The following is a 22,961-nucleotide window of genomic DNA, read 5'->3' as shown; positions in this document are numbered from 1 at the left end:
AAATAGAAAAAGGCTGACCAAATGTCAGCCTCTTACCGATATTAAAAATTGCTTAGCCAGACACCTATTGCTGTTCCGGCATAGTTTCCAATAACGTATCCTAATGTACCGACGAGCAAGATTGGACCAACCAGTTTTGTCCATCCCTTTGAAATTGCCATTGCCGCAGCAGTTGTCGGTCCGCCAATGTTTGCATTACTGGAAAGAATAATTTCTTCCAGGGAGAATTTGAACAGTTTGCCAAATAGAAAGGACGCAAACATGTTAATTAGAACCATAATCGTTACAAAGATAAATATTAGCGGCGCATTTTGTAAGATTAGCGGCAAGGATGCAGGTACCCCGATAACGACGAAGAAAATGTAAATTAAGTAAGTACCAATTTCCTGCGCACCATTAATGCTTTCAAAGTAACGCGGAAAGATCGTTACTGCTGCCATCGTTAAAGTAGTTAACATTAAATAGTTATCGCCTAATATGCCATTTAATAGGTTCAGGAAGAAATTAACATCTTCCCCGGAAGGAATAAGGCCGTCGAAAAATCCGGCAATTTTAAAGGAAACTGCTACAATGACAAAGGCTGTACCAACGGCAAGACCGATATCTTTTAAAGCCATCTCCTTTTTCTTCCAATAGGAGGAAGCTAAATTGTCATTGCTAGTGGTGTTTTTTTCCAGTTCGTCGATGTAAGGAGTTTTATATTTTTTTCTAAAGAAAGAAAGGGTTGGAATGAGAATTAATACAAGGAAATAGATAGCCATTAACATATTATCTGCTACGACCGTTGCAGAAACAATTTCTCCAGGTGTTTCAAATTTTGCAGACATAGCAGCAAAATTGACACCTCCGCCGATATAAGAACCTGTCATCATTGCTGCAATTTTATCCAATACCGGAATATGATCCCTCAGCAGGAAGAATCCAACAATGGCGCCTGTCACGGTACCGATAGAACTTAACAAGAAAATAAGCAAGAGCCGCCCGCTTTCATTCCATATCTTTAAAATATTGGAACGGAATAATAGCAGCGGGATAGACAACGGAACGACATAAGACCAGACTGTGTCGTATACCGGAGATTCGGTCGGTATAATATTAAAGTTTGCTAGAAGCATTGCACCGACAAGCGCAATGATTGCCCCAGAAATTTTAGATGCCCACTTGTACTTCTGCTCTAAATAAATACTTACTGCTGCCCATCCAGCCAAAAACGCCCATAAAATCCATGTATCATCCAGTTGTATAATCGAATAGATCATCGTTCATCCCCCTTGTAATATAAATAATAAGTAATCGTTTTCATTTTCCCTCGTTAGTCAGATTGAACAGTCTATCAAATTGAATGGCAAAGACTTGACGCGGCCTTCCCCTATGGACCGGTTGCTCTTCCCCTGTAATCGCTACCAAATTTACCTTTTCCAGTTTATTAATAATTCTCCTTGCACTTCTCGGTGTTATACCTAACCCATTGGCAAGTTCATTGGTAGTTATCGTATCTTTCCCATGTACTTTAAAAAACGAAAGCAAGCGGTTAATCGTAGAGCTGCTTAAGCGAGCTTGTTTTGCCAATTCCAGCAATTCCTGATTTTGATTTCGGATGGAATAGCTTAACGGTACCGAATTACCTATCGGTCCATAAACTGTTCCATCGGCATCCAATATAAACCAGCCCGAGTTATTCAATTCGGCTTTTTTTAACGCTTCCCTTGCCCGATTTTCAGCCTCGCTTGCGGTATGTCCCAGACCGATTCCAAGATTTGGCCGGAGCTCCGTTTTATAATAGATTTCATGCAATAATTTATTTTCTGCCGTCTTTCCATTATCTAGATGCAGTGCTCCACGAGTGGTTATAAATTTTAGTTCTCGATCTGACCATTTGATGATTGACTGAGACTTTTCGCCATAATCGATTAAAATATGCTGTAAAGCTAATATTCTTCGCTGTATTTGATATTCTGTCAATTGGTTATCATCTCTCAGACTTCTTAAATCAATAATCCCTACAGCAATTTGAGCATCTTGCTGCCGTTTCTTCTGCCCTGCGAGCAGCATATGCTCTAGAGTATTTCGCACCGCGGATCGGGTCGGAATAATTCTGGAGGCGTGAACCCCCAATTCTGTTAATTTTTCATATACTAACCCGACACATGTAATAGCGATGTCGATTCGGTTGTTTTTCCATAGATTATAGTGGAATTGTACTGTATTCTCGATATCATAATCGATGTCATTTTCATAAAAATAAAGATTTTGTACATCGATATTCAGTTCCTCAAAGCATTCCTCTGCTTCATATTTTTGCAGATTATCAATGCTGACATTAATGGGACGATCTAACAAATGAAATTCCCTATCCATCGCTAATTGAAAGAGAACGCGATAAAGGGCAGTACCTTCAAAAGCGATATAAAACATTGGCTTATTCAACTGTACTTGGTTTTTCACCATATGATAAGGCAAAGAACCTGCAAATAAAATTAGCTCATAATCAGAATGCAGCCGGGTAACGATGTGTACAACTTCTTCCTCGTTATGGTATGTGTCATACCGAATATCGAATTCGGGATATTCCTTTCCAACTTCCAGTATAATGCCTTCCATGTCACTTGGACCGATAGCAAGTATACGAATCTGCAATTAGTACACCACCAATTGAATAATCCCCTCAAGTTCTAAGAGACAGATGGGCGTAAATTATTTATCGTGCTCTATTTCCAATATTCCTCCGTAGATGGCAATGTTGCCAGTTGCTTTCCCCCAATTTTGATTTCCATAATCAAAATGCCACCATTCTTCCGGATAGTTTGTAAACCCGGCCTTTTCCATCACTTCTTTTAAGTATCTGCGATTATCTCGAATCGTTTGTTCTTCTTTTGTAAGATTGGATAATTTTTCATAATAGTCGGTGGCAGATTTTTCCGAGAAATCATCAAATCCGGTACCCATATTTAGGATTCCTTCCCCGGAACAGGCAATCGTCAAATCAATAGCCCCTCCCGTTAAATGATTCGCAGGCTTCATCGGATCCTTAGAAGGCACATCGACATAATTCCTCAATACCTTTTTTAACTGGTGCTCCGGGATTCCTTTTTTCTTTAGTTCCTGTTCGAATTGTTGATACAATGCCAGCTGTACTTTATAAGGCCTCCAAGCATCATAAACAATAAAATAATGGTTATCTTTTAATAATTTTGCCGCTTGCAATAGAAGTTCAGCAGCACTTTCTCTTAAATAACAATCATCAATCGAACCAGGGATATTCTTTTTGTAATAATATGGATCCACTATAATTTTCTCGGAAATTCCTTTGAGGGAAACTAACTTTTCCTCATTTTCCCTAATGGGTATTTTTTCTTTTGTTACAATAATTGTTGTTTGCTCCCTTCTTGATGAGTACTCTTGATAGCGGCGACTATTTTACATTTTGCATTGCACATAAGTAAATTATACTGACACCAAATATTCTAACCATTTCTACAAAAATAAACTGATAAAGGAGAATGAAGTAATATTTGAAATAATAAAATAATAATTTTATTCTTCTTTTTTGCTTTTAGAAAAGTCGAACTCCTTCCTTGATTCTGTCTGCAGGCGAGTGGACGGGTTTGGATAAGCTTTGCGCCGGACTTTTCAGCCATCATCCGATGAAAGAAAATTTCTGCCAACGCGATAACAATTGCTGAACTAAGTGCTGCCATGGACCAATTTATGCTGTCTGTGAAAAAATAGGCACCAATCATCCAGATTAATAACAGGGCAAGAGCTAAATCGTTGATACCACCGAGAATCGTACCTATCCGCGGAAGGATGTAAACATCCCCGAAGAAGGAAAGGAGTGTCAAAATTTAAACCTCCCTGACTTTATCCCCCTTTAAATGTTTGTTTTTACAATTATTAGAATAGACTAGCAGTTAATTAACGTCAATGTCCTTAAATAGACCTAAAATAAAAAATAATAAAAAAATCCTTGAACAATCTCCATTGCTCAAGGATTTTATCATTTTCAAAATTATTCTTTGTCTTTAATCCGTTCCAGCACCATTTTGTACCCGTCGCTGCCAAAATTAATACATCTTCTCACGCGGGAAATCGTCGCGGTGGAAGCGTTTGTCTCTTTTTCAATGTTATTGTACGTATGGCCTTCCATTAACATTTTTGCAACTTGCAATCGTTGAGATAATGCATGCACTTCGGACATTGTTGCTAAATCATCGAAAAAACGGTAGCATTCCTCCCGGTTTTGCAAGGAAAGTATGGCATCAAACAATTGATCTAATTGTTTTCCTCTTAGTTTATCAATTTGCACTATTATCCCTCCTGCCGTAAATATCCTAATTGTTGTGTAACGTGACAGATTGCTCTAATCCCGGATCTGTCGGAACAACATTAACCCATGTCTTACCAGGTACAAAACCAATAATTTCTCCGTTTTCTACAGGTAGGATTCTGCCGTTCTCATTCTTCCACTCTATTTGCTTCACTTTTCCCTTTTGCAATAAAAGAGCAGCACCTCCGGACTCCAAGTCTACAGCCCTTCTCCCTGCATCGTCAATTATTTGATGCTCTGCTTCTACAATAAAAATGTTATCAAGCTGAATTGGAGCCTCTGTATTTAATTCCACGGTCTGTTCGCCGTCATTCCATCTTGAATACTTCTCCGTATCCTCATTATATTCGTATTCTACGGTGACTTTTGGATTGTTGGCATATACAATCTCCACCCGGTCTGTCATTTCCCCGGAAAGCTGTTCTACTTCCTCTTCTTTAAGAAATGGCAATGGTTCATAATCTGTTTTCATTTCATAGCCTTTTTCCGTCGCCTCATCATTTACCCCGCTGACGAGCAAATAGGAATTGTGAGGCGCTTTCCTGGATAAATCTCTTCTAAATAATTTACCATCATTATCATGGTAATATCCATCCAAATGTTCTATGCCCCGGCTGTAAATCATGTCATTGATCATCTGGGCCGCACCGTGGTAAATATATAGAGCACCGTAATCTTCTGCCAATTCAAAGTAATATTCCCTTGCACTGCGGACTGGCCCGATTTCTTCTGGCAATTCACTTTGGAATAAAGCTAGAAATCTTGTAATCGGTCCTTCTGCCAAAATTTCAAAAACGATGTCTGCCTGTGACAATCCTGTCTGCGGCCGTGCCTTTGCATGGTTGTTCACCATTACACCGATAATCCGCTGGTCGACGGGATCATTCGTTTTAATACCGGTTAGTGGATATACGTTTTCATACTTCTCTTCCACCTTCGGCTTTTCTTCTATCTCCGATTCTCTCTCTTTATTTTCCTCGGCTTTATTTGTCTCATTATTGGAACAAGCAGCCAAGAACATAAACAGAAAAACGATAAGAACGGTTAATTTTTTCATATTTCCAACACCTTTATCTAAGATTCAGACGATGTTTCCGTTCAAAAAACACCAGCCTTTTCTAATTCATTATATTCTAACACATCGTTGCCGGGAAGAGGATTTCCTTTTTCATAATATCAATGATCCCCTGCTGAGTAATCCGGATGTAAGGTAAATGAGTGGCGGATAAAAATAATAAAGTATAAATCGGATCTCCATACGGATAGCCGAATTTCTGCAAAGAAGCGATAAGCTGCTTTTCCTTTGCAATGACTTCGCTCATGCTGCTTTTCGACATGATCCCCCCTAATTCCAGCGGAATTTCCAGCAATATGTCGCCGCGATGAACGAGCACAATGCCACCGCCTATCTCTTTCAGCCGTTTCCATGCTAAAAGCATATCCTTTTTGCTTTTGCCGATAAAGATGATGTCACCGGAAGAGGAGAAAGAACTGGCAATCGCACCTAATTCTTTCGTAAAACCACGAATCGTCGTATTTACACGCCATTTTCCTTTCCGGTCCATTAATACGAGATAGGCTTCTTTATTTTCATTGGATAAGTGTTCTGCCGTAACATCAAGGTCACAAGTATATGGTTTGACGATAACGTTATTTACCATATCCAGTCCGATTGGCATGGAGAATTGCAAGTCATCTTCCTTCAGTTCCCAATCAAAAGGAATCGGCTTAATCCCGTATTTTTCCCAATCTATAGTAAAGGAAATCTCTTGATTTTCCCCTTCTTTTTTCACCCATTCCCCTTTTGCTATAACACTTGCTGGATTCGGATTATCCTTTTCATCAAGAATGTTTATATGGGCAATTCTTCCAGGTGCAATACTCCCCAGATGTTCGTCCAGGTGGAAGTGTCTTGCCGCATTCAAGCTGCCCATGCAATATGCGTCTTCCAGCGGGACTCCTTTTTGTATTGCAATGGCAATGCATTGATTAATCATTCCCTTTTCCAAAAAGTGTGGAGTTGCGCCATCTGTTGTGAAGGAGAGGTGGTCAAAATTTTTCACCTTTTGTTCCAACAAATCTTCAACAAGTTGCGGCAAGTCTGGGCGAATCGAAGAATATCTTAAACTTACATGATACCCCAGTCTGAGCCGGCGCATTACTTCCTCACCAGTTATCGGCTCATGATCCGCACTGATGCCTAATAATTTTAGTTTTGTCAGCGTTTTTTCCGATGCCCCCGGAAGATGCCCTTCCACCGGCTTTCGTTGCCGTTTCGTTTCCTGAATCCAATATAGCAATCTATCGTTTCCTTCTAACAAACTTGGCCATCCGGTTAATTCTCCCCCTTGAACAACCGATGGATGTTCAATCCATTCCAGCACATCCTCAGAATTAAAAAATTGTTCTTCGTCTGCTAAAGCAGTTTGGGAGTCGTAACGCGCCCACCAATACATGGAAACAGGATGGCGGTGAAATTCTTCAATTAAAGAAAACGCTTTCTTTTTATCCAATAAAAAATGCCACATTAAATTATCATTAATCAATGCCGTTGTTCCAAAGCGAGCTGCATGGGATGCGAGCACTTCAGGATTTGCTATTAGAAAAGGATGGGAATGGGGTTCAACGTATCCAGGAACAATATATTTGCCCTTGCAGTCATAAATTTGCGTCCCGTCTGTACGTATCGGCAAATTCTCACCGACATAAACAACCCGGTCCTTATAAATCCAGATGTTTGCCTGCAGCCATTCTTTCGTAAAGACATTCAAGTACGTTGCATTCGTTAAAATCAGTGTTGGTTGTTCAATGCCGTCAATCACTCTGACATGCTGCCTAATCTCCCGGTTTCTCCAACTGCTTCCTTGTAAATGCATTTTACTCAACTCTCCACTTATATAATTTTCTTCTCCGCTCGTTTCAACACAGATTCATAACTTTATACACATAGTATCATATTTTCGCGCTTTAATGTTGTAAAGTTATTTGTTAGAAGCAATTTTTTTCAGCTCTTTAAGAGCCGGTATTTTTGCTATTAAATATGACCCTTTACGTCGGCAATAGTCTTGCCAAAACAAAATGAAACGGAGGAAAACCTCCGCTTCATTTTTATTACGAATTTACGCCGATGTCTTTGCGGAAAAAGAAATTCCGGGAATTTTTCAAAGGCGCCAGCGTTTCATAAACTTTGGCCCTTGCAGCTTTTAAAGTGTCTGCTTTTGCTCCTACGAGAAGAACGCGGCCGCCGTCCGACACAAAATTCTTCTCCTGTAACTGTACTCCCGCATAAATGAGAAAGGCGTCATTTTGCAGCGGAAGGGCGGGAATTGGATGGCCTTTTTCATAGGCATTCGGATAACCGCGGCTAGCGACGACCGTTCCTAAACAATGCTGGTCTTCCCATTGCAGTTGAGGGTTTTGGCCATCTAAAATATCTGTAATTACCTGCACTAAGTCGTTCTTTAACAGCGGTAAGACAACTTCGGTTTCCGGATCACCAAATCGGGCATTAAATTCAATTACTTTCGGACCTTCGGCAGTAAGAATCAGACCGCCGTACAATATGCCGGTAAAGGTACGGTTTTCTATCATCATCCCGTCGGCAGTCTTCTGCAATATTTCCTGTACGGAAAAGTCGATATGTTCCTTAGAAATTTCCGCTGGAGCGAAGGCACCCATCCCGCCGGTGTTTGGCCCTTCATCCCCGTCAAAAACCCGCTTGTGATCCCGGGCAGGTATCATTGGATATACTTTATTTTCATGGACAAAAGCCATGAGGGAGAATTCCTCACCTTCCAAAAATTCTTCAATGACAATGGAAGAACAGGCATCGGAAAAGGCTTTCCCAACTAACATATCTTCTGCCGCTTTGATTGCTTCACTCTTCGTTTGCGCCACAACGACTCCTTTTCCCGCTGCTAACCCATCTGCTTTTATGACAATTGGAGCACCCTTTTCTTCGATATATGCCTTTGCCTTTTCCACTTCGGTGAAAGTTTCATATTCGGCAGTCGGAATCTCATATTTTTTCATAAATTGTTTAGCGAAACTTTTACTTCCTTCGATGATTGCTGCATTCTTTCTCGGAGCAAATATCCGCAATCCTTCCGCAGAAAAAGCATCAGCGATTCCTGCATTTAGCGGAGCTTCCGGCCCTACAATCGTTAAATCGATTGCCGCTTCCTTCGCAAAACGGACAAGCTCGTCGATGTTCATTTCGTCAATGGGTACACATTCGGCATCTTTTGCAATGCCCCCATTTCCTGGAGCAACGTAAAGTTTTGCTAATCGTTTGCTTTCCAGCAGTTTCTTCACAATGCTATGTTCTCTTCCGCCACGACCAACAACTAAAATATTCATCGAAATACCCCTCTAATTTAGTATCATTCCGCTAATTCTAATGTTTAAAATGACGAATTCCTGTATAAACCATGCAAATGCCATGCTTGTTGCAAACATCGATGGAATCCTGGTCCCGCTTGGAACCGCCAGGCTGAATAATCGCTTTTATTCCGGCCTTTGCTGCTTCCTCAACCGTATCCGGCATCGGGAAAAAGGCATCCGAAGCCATGACCGCGCCATTCGCCTTGTCTCCTGCCTGTTCAATGGCAATCTTTGCGGATCCTACCCGGTTCATCTGTCCCGCTCCAATACCAATCGTCATATTATCCTTTGCCAGGACGATCGCATTGGATTTGACGTGTTTCACTGCTTTCCAGGCAAACAATAAATCAGCAATCTCCTGTTCCGATGGTTTCCGGTCCGTTGCCACTATCCAGTCTTCCGGGAGTGTGATCGTCTGATCCTTTGTTTGGACAAGAACACCGCCATTGACAGCCGTAAGTTTTAAACTTTCCTTTTCTGCTTTCGAGAATGCCAGCTGAAGAAGCCGGATATTTTTCTTCTGAGTCAATATTTCCAGTGCTTCTTCGGTAAAATTCGGGGCGATGACAATTTCTAAAAAGATTTTGCTTAATTTTTCTGCCGTCTCTTGATTGACTTCCCGGTTCAGGGCAACGATTCCACCAAAAATGGACACCGGGTCCGCATTATAAGCCCGCTGAAAAGCGTCCTCAATCGTCTCCGCCACGCCAATTCCGCACGGATTCATATGTTTGACCGCTACCGCTGCCGGCTCTTCATATTCGGCCAATATTTCTAGCGCAGCATTCGCATCTTGAATGTTATTGTAGGATAGTTCTTTTCCGTGCAGCTGCTTCGCTCTGGCAATGCTCATCCCGCTCACAACCGGGTCTTTGTAAAATGCCGCCTGCTGGTGAGGGTTTTCTCCGTACCGCAGATTTTGGACTTTTTCGTAAGTAACGGTATACGTTTCCGGAAAAGTTTCCTTCGTTTCTTCCATGAAATACTGGGCGATTAATGCATCATAATGAGCGGTATGACGGAAAACCTTTGCCGCTAATTTTTCACGAAAAGCTACATCTAAGCGATTTTCTTCTATTGCAGCAAGAACACTGTCATAATCCTTCGGGTCCACTACAACAGTTACGTCAGCAAAGTTTTTCGCTGCCGACCGGAGCATCGTCGGTCCGCCGATATCGATATTTTCAATAATTTCTTCTTTTGTAACATTTGCTTTTTCCAGCGTTTCTTTAAAAGGGTACAGATTAACTACAACCATATCAATCGGAGCAATGTGATGTTCTTCCATCTGTTTGACATGATCCGGATTGGAACGCCTTCCTAATAGTCCGCCGTGAATGAACGGATGCAATGTTTTTACACGCCCATCCAACATTTCGGGAAATCCGGTTACTTCATCAACAGAGATAGCCGGAATTCCAGCTTCCTGCAAAACTTTTAATGTTCCGCCGGTAGAGACAATCTCATAGCCAAATTCGGCAATGCCTTTCGCAAAATCTACTATTTTTTCTTTATTGGAAACGCTGATTAATGCTCTTTTTTTCATCGTTACCCCTCACTTTGTAACAACAATTGATTTATCACTCTCGGATACAATTGGTGCTCTGATTCCTGAATACGATGCTGCAAAATCTCTTTTGTATCTTCTTCTAATACCGGAACCGGTTCCTGGGCAATAATCGGACCGGTATCCACCCCTTCATCAATGTAATGTACAGTTACTCCCGTCCATTTTACGCCTGCTTCCAGCGCTTGGCCCACCGCATCTTTCCCAGGAAAACTCGGCAATAAGGACGGATGGATATTGACGATTTTCCCCCGATAAGGATTTAATAAAGTTGGACCGACGATGCGCATGTAACCTGCAAGGAAAATCCAGGAAACATTCTTTTTCTTCAATTCCCGGAGAATTTCAGATTCATATTCTTCTTTATTAGCGTAAGATTTCGGCTGAAAAACGAAGGCGGGAATTCCTAACTTTTCCGCTTTTGCGATGACCGGGGCTTCCGGGTTATCGCAAACAAGGAGAACAATTTCTGCAGCCAAGTCATTTCTATGAGCGGCAATGGCCTGAAAATTGCTCCCTGTGCCGGACGCAAATATTGCTATATTCGGCTTTGTCATCAGATGAAATGCACTCCTTCTTTTGGAACAATCGTCCCGATCTCGTAAGCGGCTTCCCCTGCATCTTTTAGGAGCTGGAGAACACCGTCTGCATCCTGTGGCGAAACAACAAGCGCCATGCCAATCCCCATATTAAATACCCCATACATTTCTCCGTCAGCAATATTTCCTTTCTTCTGCAAAAAGGAGAAAATTGCCGGAATTTGCCAGCTTCCTTTTTTAATTTGCACACCCATTCCTTCAGGCATCATTCGAGGAAAATTTTCGTAGAAACCTCCGCCAGTAATGTGAGAAATACCTTTAATTTCGAATTTTTGGACGACTCGTTTTACAGCTTTCGCATAAATCCGTGTCGGTTTTAGTAATTCTTCCCCTAACGGTGCATCTAATGGTTCATATGTTTTCGTAAGATCCAAGCCTTCGACTAATTTTCTGACGAGGGAATAGCCGTTGGAATGAATCCCGCTCGATGCAATACCAATGACAATATCGCCATATTCAATATGTTCTCCGGTAATCAGTTTTGACTTATCGGCAATCCCGACAGCAAAACCTGCCAAATCGTATTCTTCATCATCGTACATACCCGGCATTTCTGCCGTTTCCCCGCCAATTAATGCAGTATTGGCATGGACACAGCCTTGCGCAACACCGGAAACGATTTGTTCAATTTTTTCCGGATCATTTTTTCCGCAGGCAATGTAATCGAGGAAAAATAACGGTTCTGCCCCTTGGGCGACAATATCATTGACGCACATGGCAACGAGATCAATTCCTACTGTATCATGTTTGTTCAGCTGGAATGCGAGCTTTAATTTTGTTCCGACTCCGTCCGTACCGCTGACAAGTACCGGCTCTTTTAAAGTGTGGGAACTTAAGTCAAACAGGCCGGCAAAAGAGCCGATGCCCCCCATTACTTCCGGGCGCAGCGTCTTTTTTACATGCTTTTTCATCCGTTCAACTGCTTGATACCCTTTTTCCACATCTACTCCTGCTTGTTTATAGACGTCAGACATTGCCTTCACTCCTTCCGCTGGCACTTGTCTCCTCCCGCACTTTATCAAATGCGTCATCAGGGAGAGGCACCGGGTATTCTCCGGTCATACAAGCCGTGCATATTCCTTGGTGAATCGTTTTGCTTTTTACAATTGCTTTTTCCAATCCTTCTTCTGAAAGATAGGCTACACTGTCTGCCCCGATGATGTCGCATATTTCATCTAAAGTATGGTTGGCAGCAATTAATTCCTTTCTTGTAGACATATCAATTCCGTAAAAACAAGGGTAAAGAATTGGCGGGGAGGCAATTCGCACATGCACTTCTTCCGCCCCGGCATCTTTTAATAAGTTTACAATCCGCTTGCTCGTCGTTCCGCGGACAATGGAATCATCGATCATTACAACCCGTTTCCCTTCAATAATTCCGCGGACCGGGGATAATTTCATTTTTACCCCTTGTTCCCGCAGCTGCTGCGATGGTTTAATAAAAGTTCTCCCGACGTATCGGTTTTTAATTATTCCCATTTCATAGGGAAGTCCAATCTCTTCTGCATACCCGATGGCAGCGGATATGCTCGAGTCTGGCACGCCAATGACTATGTCGGCGTCGGCAGGAGCTTCTCTAGCCAATTCTTTTCCCATTTCTTTGCGGGAAGTATGAACATTAACGTGATTCAAATTACTGTCCGGCCGCGATAAATATACATATTCCATGGCACACAGTTTCCGCTGCTTACGGAAGGCAAATCTTTCTGTTTGAATTCCTTCATCGCTGATCGTCACTAATTCTCCAGGAAGTACTTCCCTTAAAAAAGCGGCGCCGATTTGGTCAAAAGCGCACGTTTCCGATGCAACGACGTACGCATCCTTCAGTCTGCCGATGGATAACGGATGTATCCCTGACGGGTCAAGGGCAGCATACATTTTCTTCTCCGTCAGAATAAGGAAGGTGTAGGCACCTTCGATTTTATTTAATGCATCGGCAATGGACGACGCAGACACTTCTCTTCCGCCCTTTTTAATTAAATGGGCTAACACTTCTGTATCCGAAGAGGTTTGCATAATACTTCCCTGCTCTTCCAGCTCACCCCGTAGCTGGTAGGCATTCATGATGCTTCCGTTTTGGGCAAGGGCCATCCCGCCTTTTTGCGAATGAAAAAGCAGCGGCTGGACATTTTCGATTACTTTTCCGCCTTGGGTGGAATAACGGACATGGCCAATAGCGACTTCCCCAGGAAAATCACAAAAATCCATCTGTTTAAATACATCGTTCACTAAGCCGAGCCCTTTATGGCCTTTCAGACGCTTGCCGTCATTGACAACGACGCCCGCTCCTTCCTGGCCCCGATGCTGCATGGCGTGTAATCCGTAATATGTCAGTTCTGCAGCCTTTTCATGACCCCAAATACCAAAAATGCCGCATTCTTCATTTATTCCTTTGATTTCAGCCTGCATGGGATGGCTCCCTTCCACAATGCTTGCAACTGTTCTGCAGATTGGTTCACTACCTCTTCTCCGTCCACGTGAATGACAAGCTCGCCGCTTGCAGTCACCGTACCAATTTGTTTTGCATCATCAACGATTGCTTCAAAGGCATCTTTATTTTCCGGTTTAACCGATACAATGAAACGGGATTGGGTTTCACTAAACAGTTCAACCGTAGGATTTCCGGCAAGTTCGACTTCCGCTCCTAAATTCTTGCCGGAAAAAAGCTTCTCAGCAAGTGCAACAGCCAGACCGCCTTCTGCAATATCATGGGCAGACACAACGATACCAGACCTGATCGCCTTTAATAATTGGGATTGCCTTTTTGCTTCTTTATCTAAATCAAGGGCAGGTGCTTTGCCCTCATATTTTCCATTGACAACGTTCTGTAATTCACTGCCGCCAAATTCTGCTTCTGCATCTCCGATTACGTAAATCAAATCCCCTGCCTCTTGGAAAAAGCTCGGCGTGACATGTTCGAGGGATTCAATTAGCCCGACCATACCGACAATAGGCGTAGGGAAAATTGCTTTCCCTTTCGACTGGTTATAAAGGGAGACATTGCCGCCAATGACCGGAGTTTGCAGCTTCTCACAAGCCGCACTCATTCCATCAACCGTCTTTTCCATTTGCCAGTAAATTTCCGGATTTGTCGGATTGCCAAAGTTTAGTCCGTCCGTAATTGCGAGCGGGGTTGCTCCCGAACAAACGATATTCCGGGCTGCTTCTGCTACGGCAATTTTCCCGCCTGTCTCCGGGTCTAAATAGATGTATCGTGAATTCCCGTCGGTCGTAATGGCAATCGCTTTATCTCTGCCTTTTATCCGAACGACCGCTGCATCGGAACCTGGACCTGCAACCGTATTGGTTTGAACCATCGAATCATACTTTTCGTAAACCCATTCTTTGCTTGCAATCGTCGGCTGCTGAAGCAAAGTCCTAAGCATTTTCTCGTGATTCTCGACTTCCGGAATTGCATTTTCCATCTTCTGAAACTCCCGGAAATAGGCAGGCTCTTCTGACGGCAAGTAATAAACAGGTGCATCTTCTGCTAACGCATCTACCGGGATGTCTGCCACCACTTCTCCATGATGTTTAATGCGGAAAACTTTTTCCTCGATAACTTCTCCAATTGCAACTGCCTTTAGTCCGTATTTCGTAAACACATCGATAATTTCCTGCTCTCTTCCCTTTTTCACAACGAGGAGCATCCGCTCTTGGGACTCGGAAAGCATCATTTCATAGGCAGTCATATTTTCTTCCCGTTGAGGGACTAAATCTAAATTCATCTCAATTCCGGTACCTGCTTTGCTGGCCATTTCACTGGCGGAAGAAGTAAGGCCGGCTGCACCCATATCTTGTATTCCGACAAGGGCATCAGATTTTATCACTTCTAAGCAAGCTTCGATTTGCAGTTTGCCCATGAAAGGATCCCCGACTTGTACAGAAGGACGATCTTTATCTGCATCTTCTGCTAGATCATCGGATGCAAAAGTGGCACCGTGGATTCCGTCCCTTCCAGTAGGCGGTCCGGCATAGATTACCGTATTCCCTACCCCTTTTGCCTGACCTTTTTGAATTTCGTCGTGGCGAATCAGACCAACGGACATGGCATTTACAAGCGGGTTTTCTTCGTAGCAATCATCAAACTGAACTTCGCCGCCTACCGTCGGAACTCCGACACAGTTCCCATATCCGGCAATGCCGCTCACTACTTCGGAAAATAAATATTTCGTTCTTTCTGTATTTAAATTGCCAAATCGCAAAGAGTTTAATGAAGCGATTGGGCGGGCACCCATGGAAAAAATATCCCGCAATATCCCTCCAACGCCGGTGGCTGCCCCTTGATATGGCTCTACTGCCGACGGATGGTTGTGACTCTCGATTTTGAAAACAACGGCTTCATTGTCGCCAATATCAACAACTCCAGCACCTTCTCCCGGACCCTGCAGCACATGGGGACCTTTTGTCGGAAATTTTTTCAATAACGGTTTGGACGTTTTATAGCTGCAATGTTCCGACCACATAACCGAGAAAATCCCTGTTTCCGTAAAATTAGGACGTCTTCCTAAAATTTTCTTCACATTTTCATATTCCTCATCGGAAAGCCCCATTTCCCGGTACACTTTCCGCTCTTCAATTTGTTCCGGACTAATCTCAGTTTGCAACATAGGTCTTCCTCCAATTTTCCAGTATCGATTGAAATAAACGAATGCCATCCTCGCTGCCAAGCCATTTATCAACAGCTCGTTCCGGATGGGGCATCATGCCGAGAACATTGCCTTCTTTATTCACAATCCCAGCGATGTTTTCCACTGAACCATTCGGATTTGATTCGTAAGTAAAGACGATTTGATTATTTCTTTTTAATTCTGCTAATGTATCTTCATCACAGAAGTAATTTCCCTCTCCATGAGCAATCGGAAACTGCACAATTTGTCCTTTTCCGTACTGGGATGTAAACATCGTTTCATTATTTTCAACTACGAGACGCTGATTTCGGCAAATAAATGATAAATCTTTATTCCGCATCAGCGCTCCCGGCAGCAGTCCCGCCTCGGTCAAAATTTGGAATCCGTTGCAAACGCCCAACACCGGTTTTCCTTTTTCCGCCTGTTCCTTTACTTGCTCCATAATCTCCGCCGTTGCTGCGATAGCCCCGGACCGCAAATAATCTCCATAGGAAAAGCCGCCAGGAATAAGAATCCCGTCATATTTCTCTAAATCGCACTCATCTTCGTACCAGACAAATTCTGCTTCTGCCCCTAGAACATCTTTTACAGCATAGTGCATATCCCGGTCACAGTTGGAGCCGGGAAAAACGATGACAGCAAACTTCACGGGCGTACAACCTCCTCCACTTCAAACCGGTAGTCTTCCATTACCGGATTTGCCAGCAATTTCTTGCACATATCATGAATCTGATTCTCCAAATCTGCACTTTCAGCAATCTCAAATTCAATGACTTTACCCACTCTCACATTTGCCGCTTCCTTAAAACCTAAAGAATGAAGAGAAGACTCAATCGTTTTGCCTTGCGGATCCAGCACACCTTGTTTTAAAGATACATATACTTTCACTTTCTTTTTCATCGAATTGCCTCCAACCTGTTTAATAGTTCTTGATACACTTCCAATAAATTCCCAGTACCTTTGCGAAACACATCTTTATCCAGCGGTTCCATCGTATCCTTATCCCATAACCGGCATGTATCTGGGGAGATTTCGTCTGCAAGTATAATCGTATTTTTCCGTTTCCCAAATTCCAGCTTGAAATCTACGAGTGTAAGATTTATTCCCGCAAAAAGCTTGCGCAGCTGATCATTAATCTTTAGAGCATTATCCTTTATCTCTTTCAGTTCATGGAGGGAAAGTCCTGTTAAAATGCAGGCATGGTCATCGTTAATAAGAGGATCATCCCATATATCACTTTTATAATAAAATTCTACTAACGGCTTAGGAAAAACGGTCTTTTCTTCGATTGGAAGCCGTCTCGTAATGCTTCCAGCTGCAATATTGCGCACTACGACTTCCAGCGGAATAATTTCAGTTTGATAGACAAGCTGTTCTGTTTCATTCAGCTTTTGGACAAAATGGCTGGAAATGCCTTGATCCTGCAAATATTCAAATATTGCTGCTGATATTTCATTATTTAACTTCCCTTTTCCCGGAAAAACTGATTTTTTTTTGCCGTTAAATGCGGTAGCATCATCTTTGTAAGACAAAATCAGCTTTTCTGAATCCCCTTCGACAAAATAGACCTTTTTCGCCTTGCCTTCATACAATAAGGTTGATTTCAAATTATTCACCTTCCGCTAAACCGATTCGGTCAAAAATGTAATCCACATTTTTCAAATGGTACGTATAATCAAAACAATCCTCGATTTCTTCTTTCGATAGCCATTTGCTGATTGTTTCATCCTGTGCTACTAACTGTTTAAACGATGATTCCGTTTCCCAGGCTTCCATCGCTTTCGGCTGAACGATATCATAGGCCTTTTCCCGGGATAAGCCTTTGTCAATTAATTTCAGCAAGACCCGCTGAGAGAATATCACACCGTGAGTTTTATCGATATTCCGTTTCATATTTTCCGGGAAAACAGTCAAGTTTTTCACGATATTGCCGAAACGGTTTAACATATAATTGATGGCAATCGTTGCATCTGGCAATATGATTCGTTCCGCAGAAGAATGGGAAATATCCCGTTCATGCCAAAGGGAAACATTTTCATAAGCGGTCATCATATAGCCGCGGACGACCCGGGCCATTCCTGTCATGTTTTCCGAACCGATTGGATTCCGCTTATGAGGCATGGCAGACGAACCTTTTTGTCCCTTTGCAAACTGCTCTTCCACTTCCCGGGTTTCCGTTTTTTGCAGCCCGCGAATTTCAGTAGCAAATTTTTCAATAGAAGTAGCAATCAGTGCTAGCGCTGATAAATAGGCAGCATGACGGTCCCGCTGCAGCGTTTGGGTAGAAACAGGAGCAGGAGTAAGGCCTAATTTTTCGCAAACATATTTTTCCACGAACGGGTCGATATTGGCATAGGTTCCTACCGCTCCAGATATTTTTCCATATTCGACATATTTTGCTGCTAATTCGAATCGCTCTAAATTTCTTTTCATTTCTTCATACCAAAGGGCTAGTTTCAGACCAAACGTTGTCGGCTCTGCATGAACCCCATGGGTACGGCCCATCATAACCGTATGTTTATGTTCAATTGCTTTGTTTTTTAAAATCTCAATAAATCGATGCAAGTCCTTGCGAATAATTTCATTTGCCTGTTTCAGCAAATAGGAAAGGGCAGTATCAACGACGTCCGTTGATGTCAGGCCGTAATGGACCCATTTCTTTTCCTCTCCTAACGTTTCGGAAACGGCGCGGGTAAATGCAACGACATCGTGGCGGGTTTCTTTTTCGATTTCATAAATCCGATCAATTTGGAAAGATGCCCGCTCCCGTAAAGTCCGGACGTCTTCTTTCGGAATTACTCCAAGCTCGCTCCAAGCTTCGCAAGCTAAAATTTCTACTTCCAGCCACGCTTTAAATTTATTTTCTTCAGTCCAAATTTTCCCCATTTCTTCCCTTGTATATCGTTCAATCATAATCCTGCCTCCTCCATGAATCTGCCTGTTCCATAATCTTTTCCAATGAAGTTCCTACAATAGTAATATGTCCCATTTTTCTTTTTTCTTTTATTTCTTCTTTGCCGTACAGATGAACAATTCCATCCTTTTCATGAATCATCTTTTCTAAAACGAAGGGCATATCTTCCCCGAGAATATTTTGCATCACCGCCGGCTTAACCATGTCAATTTCCATTAGCGGCAGCTGGCAAATAGCACGAATATGCTGCTTAAACTGGGATACATTGCATGCTTCGATCGTGTAATGTCCGGAATTATGGGGTCTAGGAGCCATTTCATTAATAAAAATATCTCCTTCTTTCACAAACATCTCCACTGCAAAAGTGCCGACCACACCGATTTTCTCAGCAATTAACCGGGCTGCCTCATACGCTTTCTTTTGAACGTCAGTACTAACCCGCGCGGGGGCAATTGTTTGAAACAAAATATGATCTTTATGAATATTTTCCGCCAATGGAAAAAACGTAATTTCTCCCGCTTGAGACCTTGTAAAAACAACAGATACTTCTTTCTCAAAAGGGATCCATTCCTCAACAATGCAATGTTCCGCTTCATCAACAAATTGCTTCACGGCCGGGATATCGTCTTCCGAATCTAATTTCAACTGTCCTTTTCCGTCGTAACCGCCGCGGCATGTTTTAACGACGACAGGATAGGAGAAATCCGCCAGTGCCTTTTCCAGTTCCTCGCCATTATGTACGATGGCAAACATTGGAATAGGAAGCTGCAATTCTTCTAACAGACGTTTCTCTTTTTCCCGGTTTTGCGTAATTTCCAGCGGAAAAGCGCCTTGCGGAAGTTTCCCCTGCTTCTCAATAAAGGAAGCCATTTCTAAATCGACGTTTTCAAATTCATACGTGACAACATCGCTTAATTCCGTCAGCCGCTGAATGCCGTACTCGTCATCATAAGGAGCAACAATTTGTTCATCGGCAACTTGAGCTGTCGGACAATTTGGAGTCGGATCTAAGACGACGATGCGATAACCCATCTCTCTTGCAGCGAATGCCATCATCCTGCCCAATTGACCTCCGCCGATAATTCCGATCGTTTGCGGAGGCAGCACTGCCTTATTTTTTCCCAAGTTCTTCCCTCATTTCTTCCACCATTTCCCGCATTGCTGCACGGTAGTTTTCCAGTCTTTCAGCTGTTTGAGCATCAAATGTCCCGATAATTTGTGCCGCGAGAATTCCGGCATTTTTCGCCCCGGCAGCGCCAATCGCTACAGTTGCTGTTGGAACCCCGCCCGGCATTTGTACAATGGACAGCAGGGAGTCTAACCCGTTTAACGCTTTCGACTGGACTGGTACCCCAATGACGGGCAATGTTGTTTGTGATGCTACCATTCCCGGCAAGTGGGCAGCTCCACCCGCTCCAGCAACAATTACTTTTAAACCCCGCTCGCGGGCAGTTTTTGCATATTGAAACATGTCGTCAGGGGTGCGATGCGCAGAAATCACGTTTTTTTCATACGGTATGCCTAATTCTTCCAGAACCGAACATGTATGCTGCATCGTTTCCCAATCTGAAATACTTCCCATAATGACGCCTACTTGAGCCATTCAATCCCTCTTTCCATAAGATTTATCTATATTTTTCCCAAAATAAAAATCTATTCCCCTTTCCAAAATGAGGAAAGATGAATAGATTCGATAGACAATAGAAAACACGAAACAACATCGACATACCCTTCCGTCTCACACACTAGGAAGGTTAGAACAGGAAATCATCTTCCCTCATAGTCCAGCATTTACGGTGCTAGGTAGAAACTTCTGGCCATATTCCAGAATTATATGAGGTAAAAGGCTATATGCTATTGTTGATTTTAGCATAACAATTGCATCGTTGTATGTCAATTAAAAACGAACATTTAATTCGTTACCAAATTTATTGTTCGGATTTAACGGAAATATTACGATTTTATCTTTAATTGTTTTATGCCAGTGGCTGCCAATTCCTTTTTATTAATTTTTCCAACTTCTGTTTTGGGAAGCTCTTCGAGGTAAATAAAATGCTTCGGAATTTTATAGGAAGCGAGCTTCTTCCGGCAATATTCTTTTAATTCGTCTTGTTCCAATATTCCCTTTGCGACGATAAACGCTGTCACCGCTTCACCCCATAAATCATCCGGCAATCCAATAACCGCTGCTTCTTCAATTGCCTCATGTTCCGATAGCCAAAATTCAATTTCCTGAGGATAGACGTTTTCCCCTCCGGTAATGATCATTTCCTTTTTCCTGCCGACAATATAGACGTAACCGTCCTCATCCTGTTTCGCCAAATCTCCCGTATAAACCCAGCCGTTCTTCAGCGTATCCGCTGTTTCTTCCTGCCGGTTGATCCGGCTGAATTGTATCTAAATAAATTCTTGCTATCCCCTCCAGAGCTACACTGGCAAGGTAGGAATCCTCCGTCCGTTCGAATGCTTTTTCGTAATTTTCCTTTGCATTTTCATACCGGGACCGATACCGCTCAACCTCCCCCTGATAGTAAAAAAGAATGGGGAATTCCTGTTTATATCGTATCGGGATGTTCTGCAGCAAATCATATAATGTCTGCAATCTCCCGGACTCTAACATTTCCTTGCCAAATTTTGAAAGCAGGACCGATGCCTTGCCAAAGTCTTCGATTTTCATAAAATGGTAAATTGCCTGCTCCGTATTTCCCTTCCGTTCATAGTAAAAAGCAACTCGCCGATGAAGTTTTACATATTCAGCTTCATCCCTTTTTAACATATTTACTAAAAATCTTTTAAAAAGGGCATGATAACGGTAATATTCATTGTCTCCTTCAACGATAAACAGATTTTGGTCAATTAAGCCTTTTATAATTTCATTTGATGCGTTAATTTCAAGTATTTCATCACATAATTCAGGAGACAAATAGTCTAAAATGCTCGACTGAATTAGAAATTGCTGGATGATAAAAGACTGCCGGGATAAAACTTCCGTTGCCAAATAGTCAAATAGATCTTTCAATGATTTTTTTTGGTTGTTCAAAACGACGTGGAGGGAATTTCCGGCTTTTATTTGCTGGGCAATCAGGTGAAAGGCAATCGCCCAGCCTTCGGTTATTTGGTATATCTTTGAAATTTCCTGTTTCGTCGGAGGAATTTGGTATATTTCTTCTAAAATGTACGTCATTTCATCTGGAGAAAATACTAAGTCGTATTGGGAAATTTCCAAAACGTCCCCTTGAACCCGCAATTTAGACAAACTTTCCCATTTTGGTTTCCTGCGGGTGGAAAGGACAATATGGAGATTTGTTGGCATATGTTCGATTAAAAATAACAGGAAGTGTTCAATTTCAATGGAGTGGGCGACATGATGGTAGTCATCTAAAACAATAATCGTTTCCTCACGAAAATCCATCATTTCGTTAATAAACGATGCTGCTATGTGGGAAATTTGCTCAAGAGAGAAATATTGGGAAGCGTTTTTTATATTTCCGAGCAACACTTCGCCAAAGGATGGATACGCTGTTTTCAGCGCATATATCAATTTCAGGATGAAAGGGTAATATCATCATCATTTTTGGCAATTGTATACCAAGAGACTGCTGTCTTTGCACGTTGAAAAAACAATGATAAGACCGTACTTTTGCCATACCCGGCCCCGGCATAAACGATCGTCAAAGGGTATTCGGTTACCGTTGTCAACTTTTTATTTACATGGCTTCGCTGAATGAACTTTTGTCTAATTGGCGGTGGAGCAAATTGACTTTGGATAATCGGAAAACTACTTTTCATCCATTACTCCCTCCTTCCAATTAATCAGTTTTATTTTACCATAATTTTTAAAAAGTTTTGAACCTTATTATATTTTATGAAGGGACAGGAAGGATATGTTTTGAAGCGCTGTCTCCAACCGTATGCAGATGATCAATCTTTATTTTTCATTAATTTTCCTTTACGGACTTGTTTCACCCAAAAGCCGCCATGAATCCGCTTCGGCTCATAGGAAATGATAAATGCTTTCGGGTCTATTTCCTGGATCAGTTCGTACAGACGCAATTCGTACTTTCTTGGAGTTAGTATTTCCATCGATAACCGGTCACCATCCATTCCATAGGAAGACCAGCTCGTAACTCCATATCCTTTCTCCCGTATTTTTCTTGTAAACGCAAGATCCGGATTTGTAGATACGACATGAACAGTGATATATCCCAAAGCTAGTTTTTCTTCGATCAAGGACCCGGCTACTACCCCGATCCCATATCCTATAGCATAAGCAATAAGGTTTTGGATCTCATTTAAATTATCCAAGACAAGGCCCAATCCGACGACATAAATTATTACTTCAATCATACTGACGAAAGCTGCAACGTAACGCAATCCTTTTAAAGTAAGAATCATGCGAACGGTAAATAACGTCACGTAAACAATATTAATCCTGAATTATTCATAGAAAACTTTTGATTACTTTTGAATGCTTATTTATCAAGCGTTTCATCTGACTTGATCATGCATCAAATAAATGAAAAAAGAATCCATTTCTGTT

General features: G+C 42.2%; 23 protein-coding genes and 1 riboswitch. All 23 genes read right to left on the bottom strand.

What is annotated here, in order from left to right:
- Positions 1–41: 41 nt before the first annotated feature.
- The gene (locus tag IEV18_RS05905) at positions 42–1,259 is read right to left on the bottom strand and encodes a DUF819 family protein (RefSeq protein WP_188391459.1); all 1,218 of its coding nucleotides are present in this window, start codon (positions 1,257–1,259) and stop codon (positions 42–44) included.
- A 40-nt stretch (positions 1,260–1,299) separates the two neighbouring features.
- A complete protein-coding gene (locus IEV18_RS05900; RefSeq protein WP_188391458.1) occupies positions 1,300–2,637 on the bottom strand; it encodes a helix-turn-helix domain-containing protein in 1,338 nt (445 codons plus the stop codon).
- Between the two features lie 57 nt (positions 2,638–2,694).
- Positions 2,695–3,342 (bottom strand): M15 family metallopeptidase, encoded by a 648-nt coding sequence (locus IEV18_RS05895; protein WP_188391485.1) that lies wholly within the window; start codon positions 3,340–3,342, stop codon positions 2,695–2,697.
- 122 nt (positions 3,343–3,464) lie between these two features.
- Positions 3,465–3,842 carry a DUF2512 family protein gene (locus tag IEV18_RS05890; RefSeq protein WP_188391457.1) on the bottom strand — a complete coding sequence of 126 codons (378 nt, stop codon included), beginning with the start codon at positions 3,840–3,842 and terminating at the stop codon, positions 3,465–3,467.
- A 167-nt stretch (positions 3,843–4,009) separates the two neighbouring features.
- Positions 4,010–4,306, bottom strand: a complete 297-nt coding sequence (locus IEV18_RS05885; RefSeq protein ID WP_188391456.1) for a YerC/YecD family TrpR-related protein — start codon at positions 4,304–4,306, stop codon at positions 4,010–4,012.
- A 25-nt stretch (positions 4,307–4,331) separates the two neighbouring features.
- Positions 4,332–5,384 (bottom strand): DUF3048 domain-containing protein, encoded by a 1,053-nt coding sequence (locus tag IEV18_RS05880; RefSeq protein ID WP_188391455.1) that lies wholly within the window; start codon positions 5,382–5,384, stop codon positions 4,332–4,334.
- A gap of 76 nt (positions 5,385–5,460) precedes the next feature.
- Positions 5,461–7,203, bottom strand: coding sequence for an adenine deaminase C-terminal domain-containing protein (locus IEV18_RS05875; protein WP_188391454.1), 1,743 nt, complete (start codon positions 7,201–7,203; stop codon positions 5,461–5,463).
- Between the two features lie 235 nt (positions 7,204–7,438).
- Positions 7,439–8,686: a phosphoribosylamine--glycine ligase gene (gene purD, locus IEV18_RS05870; protein WP_188391453.1), complete on the bottom strand. Its 1,248-nt coding sequence runs from the start codon at positions 8,684–8,686 to the stop codon at positions 7,439–7,441.
- Positions 8,687–8,723: 37 nt separating this feature from the next.
- Positions 8,724–10,256, bottom strand: coding sequence for a bifunctional phosphoribosylaminoimidazolecarboxamide formyltransferase/IMP cyclohydrolase (purH, locus tag IEV18_RS05865; protein WP_188391452.1), 1,533 nt, complete (start codon positions 10,254–10,256; stop codon positions 8,724–8,726).
- Positions 10,257–10,258: 2 nt separating this feature from the next.
- Entirely contained in the window at positions 10,259–10,834 is a 576-nt protein-coding gene (gene purN / locus IEV18_RS05860) for a phosphoribosylglycinamide formyltransferase (protein ID WP_188391451.1), read from the bottom strand.
- The gene (gene purM, locus IEV18_RS05855) at positions 10,834–11,850 is read right to left on the bottom strand and encodes a phosphoribosylformylglycinamidine cyclo-ligase (RefSeq protein WP_188391484.1); all 1,017 of its coding nucleotides are present in this window, start codon (positions 11,848–11,850) and stop codon (positions 10,834–10,836) included. The genes purN and purM overlap by 1 nt, the downstream gene beginning before the upstream one ends.
- Positions 11,843–13,285, bottom strand: coding sequence for an amidophosphoribosyltransferase (purF, locus tag IEV18_RS05850; protein WP_188391450.1), 1,443 nt, complete (start codon positions 13,283–13,285; stop codon positions 11,843–11,845). Before purF ends, purM begins: the two co-directional genes overlap by 8 nt.
- Positions 13,261–15,486, bottom strand: coding sequence for a phosphoribosylformylglycinamidine synthase subunit PurL (purL, locus tag IEV18_RS05845; protein WP_188391449.1), 2,226 nt, complete (start codon positions 15,484–15,486; stop codon positions 13,261–13,263). The genes purF and purL overlap by 25 nt, the downstream gene beginning before the upstream one ends.
- Positions 15,473–16,156 carry a phosphoribosylformylglycinamidine synthase subunit PurQ gene (gene purQ / locus IEV18_RS05840; RefSeq protein ID WP_188391448.1) on the bottom strand — a complete coding sequence of 228 codons (684 nt, stop codon included), beginning with the start codon at positions 16,154–16,156 and terminating at the stop codon, positions 15,473–15,475. Before purQ ends, purL begins: the two co-directional genes overlap by 14 nt.
- Entirely contained in the window at positions 16,153–16,407 is a 255-nt protein-coding gene (gene purS, locus IEV18_RS05835; protein WP_188391447.1) for a phosphoribosylformylglycinamidine synthase subunit PurS, read from the bottom strand. The genes purQ and purS overlap by 4 nt, the downstream gene beginning before the upstream one ends.
- Entirely contained in the window at positions 16,404–17,114 is a 711-nt protein-coding gene (purC, locus tag IEV18_RS05830) for a phosphoribosylaminoimidazolesuccinocarboxamide synthase (protein ID WP_188391446.1), read from the bottom strand. Before purC ends, purS begins: the two co-directional genes overlap by 4 nt.
- A 1-nt stretch (position 17,115) precedes the next feature.
- Positions 17,116–18,420, bottom strand: coding sequence for an adenylosuccinate lyase (purB, locus tag IEV18_RS05825; RefSeq protein ID WP_188391445.1), 1,305 nt, complete (start codon positions 18,418–18,420; stop codon positions 17,116–17,118).
- Positions 18,413–19,546 (bottom strand): 5-(carboxyamino)imidazole ribonucleotide synthase, encoded by a 1,134-nt coding sequence (gene purK / locus IEV18_RS05820; RefSeq protein WP_188391444.1) that lies wholly within the window; start codon positions 19,544–19,546, stop codon positions 18,413–18,415. Before purK ends, purB begins: the two co-directional genes overlap by 8 nt.
- Entirely contained in the window at positions 19,533–20,024 is a 492-nt protein-coding gene (gene purE / locus IEV18_RS05815) for a 5-(carboxyamino)imidazole ribonucleotide mutase (RefSeq protein WP_188391443.1), read from the bottom strand. Before purE ends, purK begins: the two co-directional genes overlap by 14 nt.
- Positions 20,025–20,181: 157 nt before the next feature.
- Positions 20,182–20,279: riboswitch (purine riboswitch) on the bottom strand.
- Positions 20,280–20,374: 95 nt separating this feature from the next.
- Positions 20,375–20,743: a class I adenylate-forming enzyme family protein gene (locus tag IEV18_RS05810; protein WP_308421546.1), complete on the bottom strand. Its 369-nt coding sequence runs from the start codon at positions 20,741–20,743 to the stop codon at positions 20,375–20,377.
- Positions 20,727–21,917 (bottom strand): winged helix-turn-helix domain-containing protein, encoded by a 1,191-nt coding sequence (locus tag IEV18_RS05805; protein WP_188391442.1) that lies wholly within the window; start codon positions 21,915–21,917, stop codon positions 20,727–20,729. Before IEV18_RS05805 ends, IEV18_RS05810 begins: the two co-directional genes overlap by 17 nt.
- A 47-nt stretch (positions 21,918–21,964) precedes the next feature.
- On the bottom strand, positions 21,965–22,210 hold the full coding sequence (locus IEV18_RS05800) for a hypothetical protein (RefSeq protein WP_188391441.1): 246 nt from the start codon (positions 22,208–22,210) through the stop codon (positions 21,965–21,967).
- A 132-nt stretch (positions 22,211–22,342) separates the two neighbouring features.
- Positions 22,343–22,852 carry a DUF2179 domain-containing protein gene (locus IEV18_RS05795; RefSeq protein ID WP_268235412.1) on the bottom strand — a complete coding sequence of 170 codons (510 nt, stop codon included), beginning with the start codon at positions 22,850–22,852 and terminating at the stop codon, positions 22,343–22,345.
- Positions 22,853–22,961 lie beyond the last annotated feature (109 nt).

Origin of the sequence: Compostibacillus humi (genome assembly GCF_014637175.1) — a bacterium.
GTDB lineage: Bacteria > Bacillota > Bacilli > Bacillales > Amphibacillaceae > Oceanobacillus > Oceanobacillus humi.
Note: the sequence above shows the minus strand (reverse complement) of the source record. Positions and strands in the feature narration are given on the sequence as shown.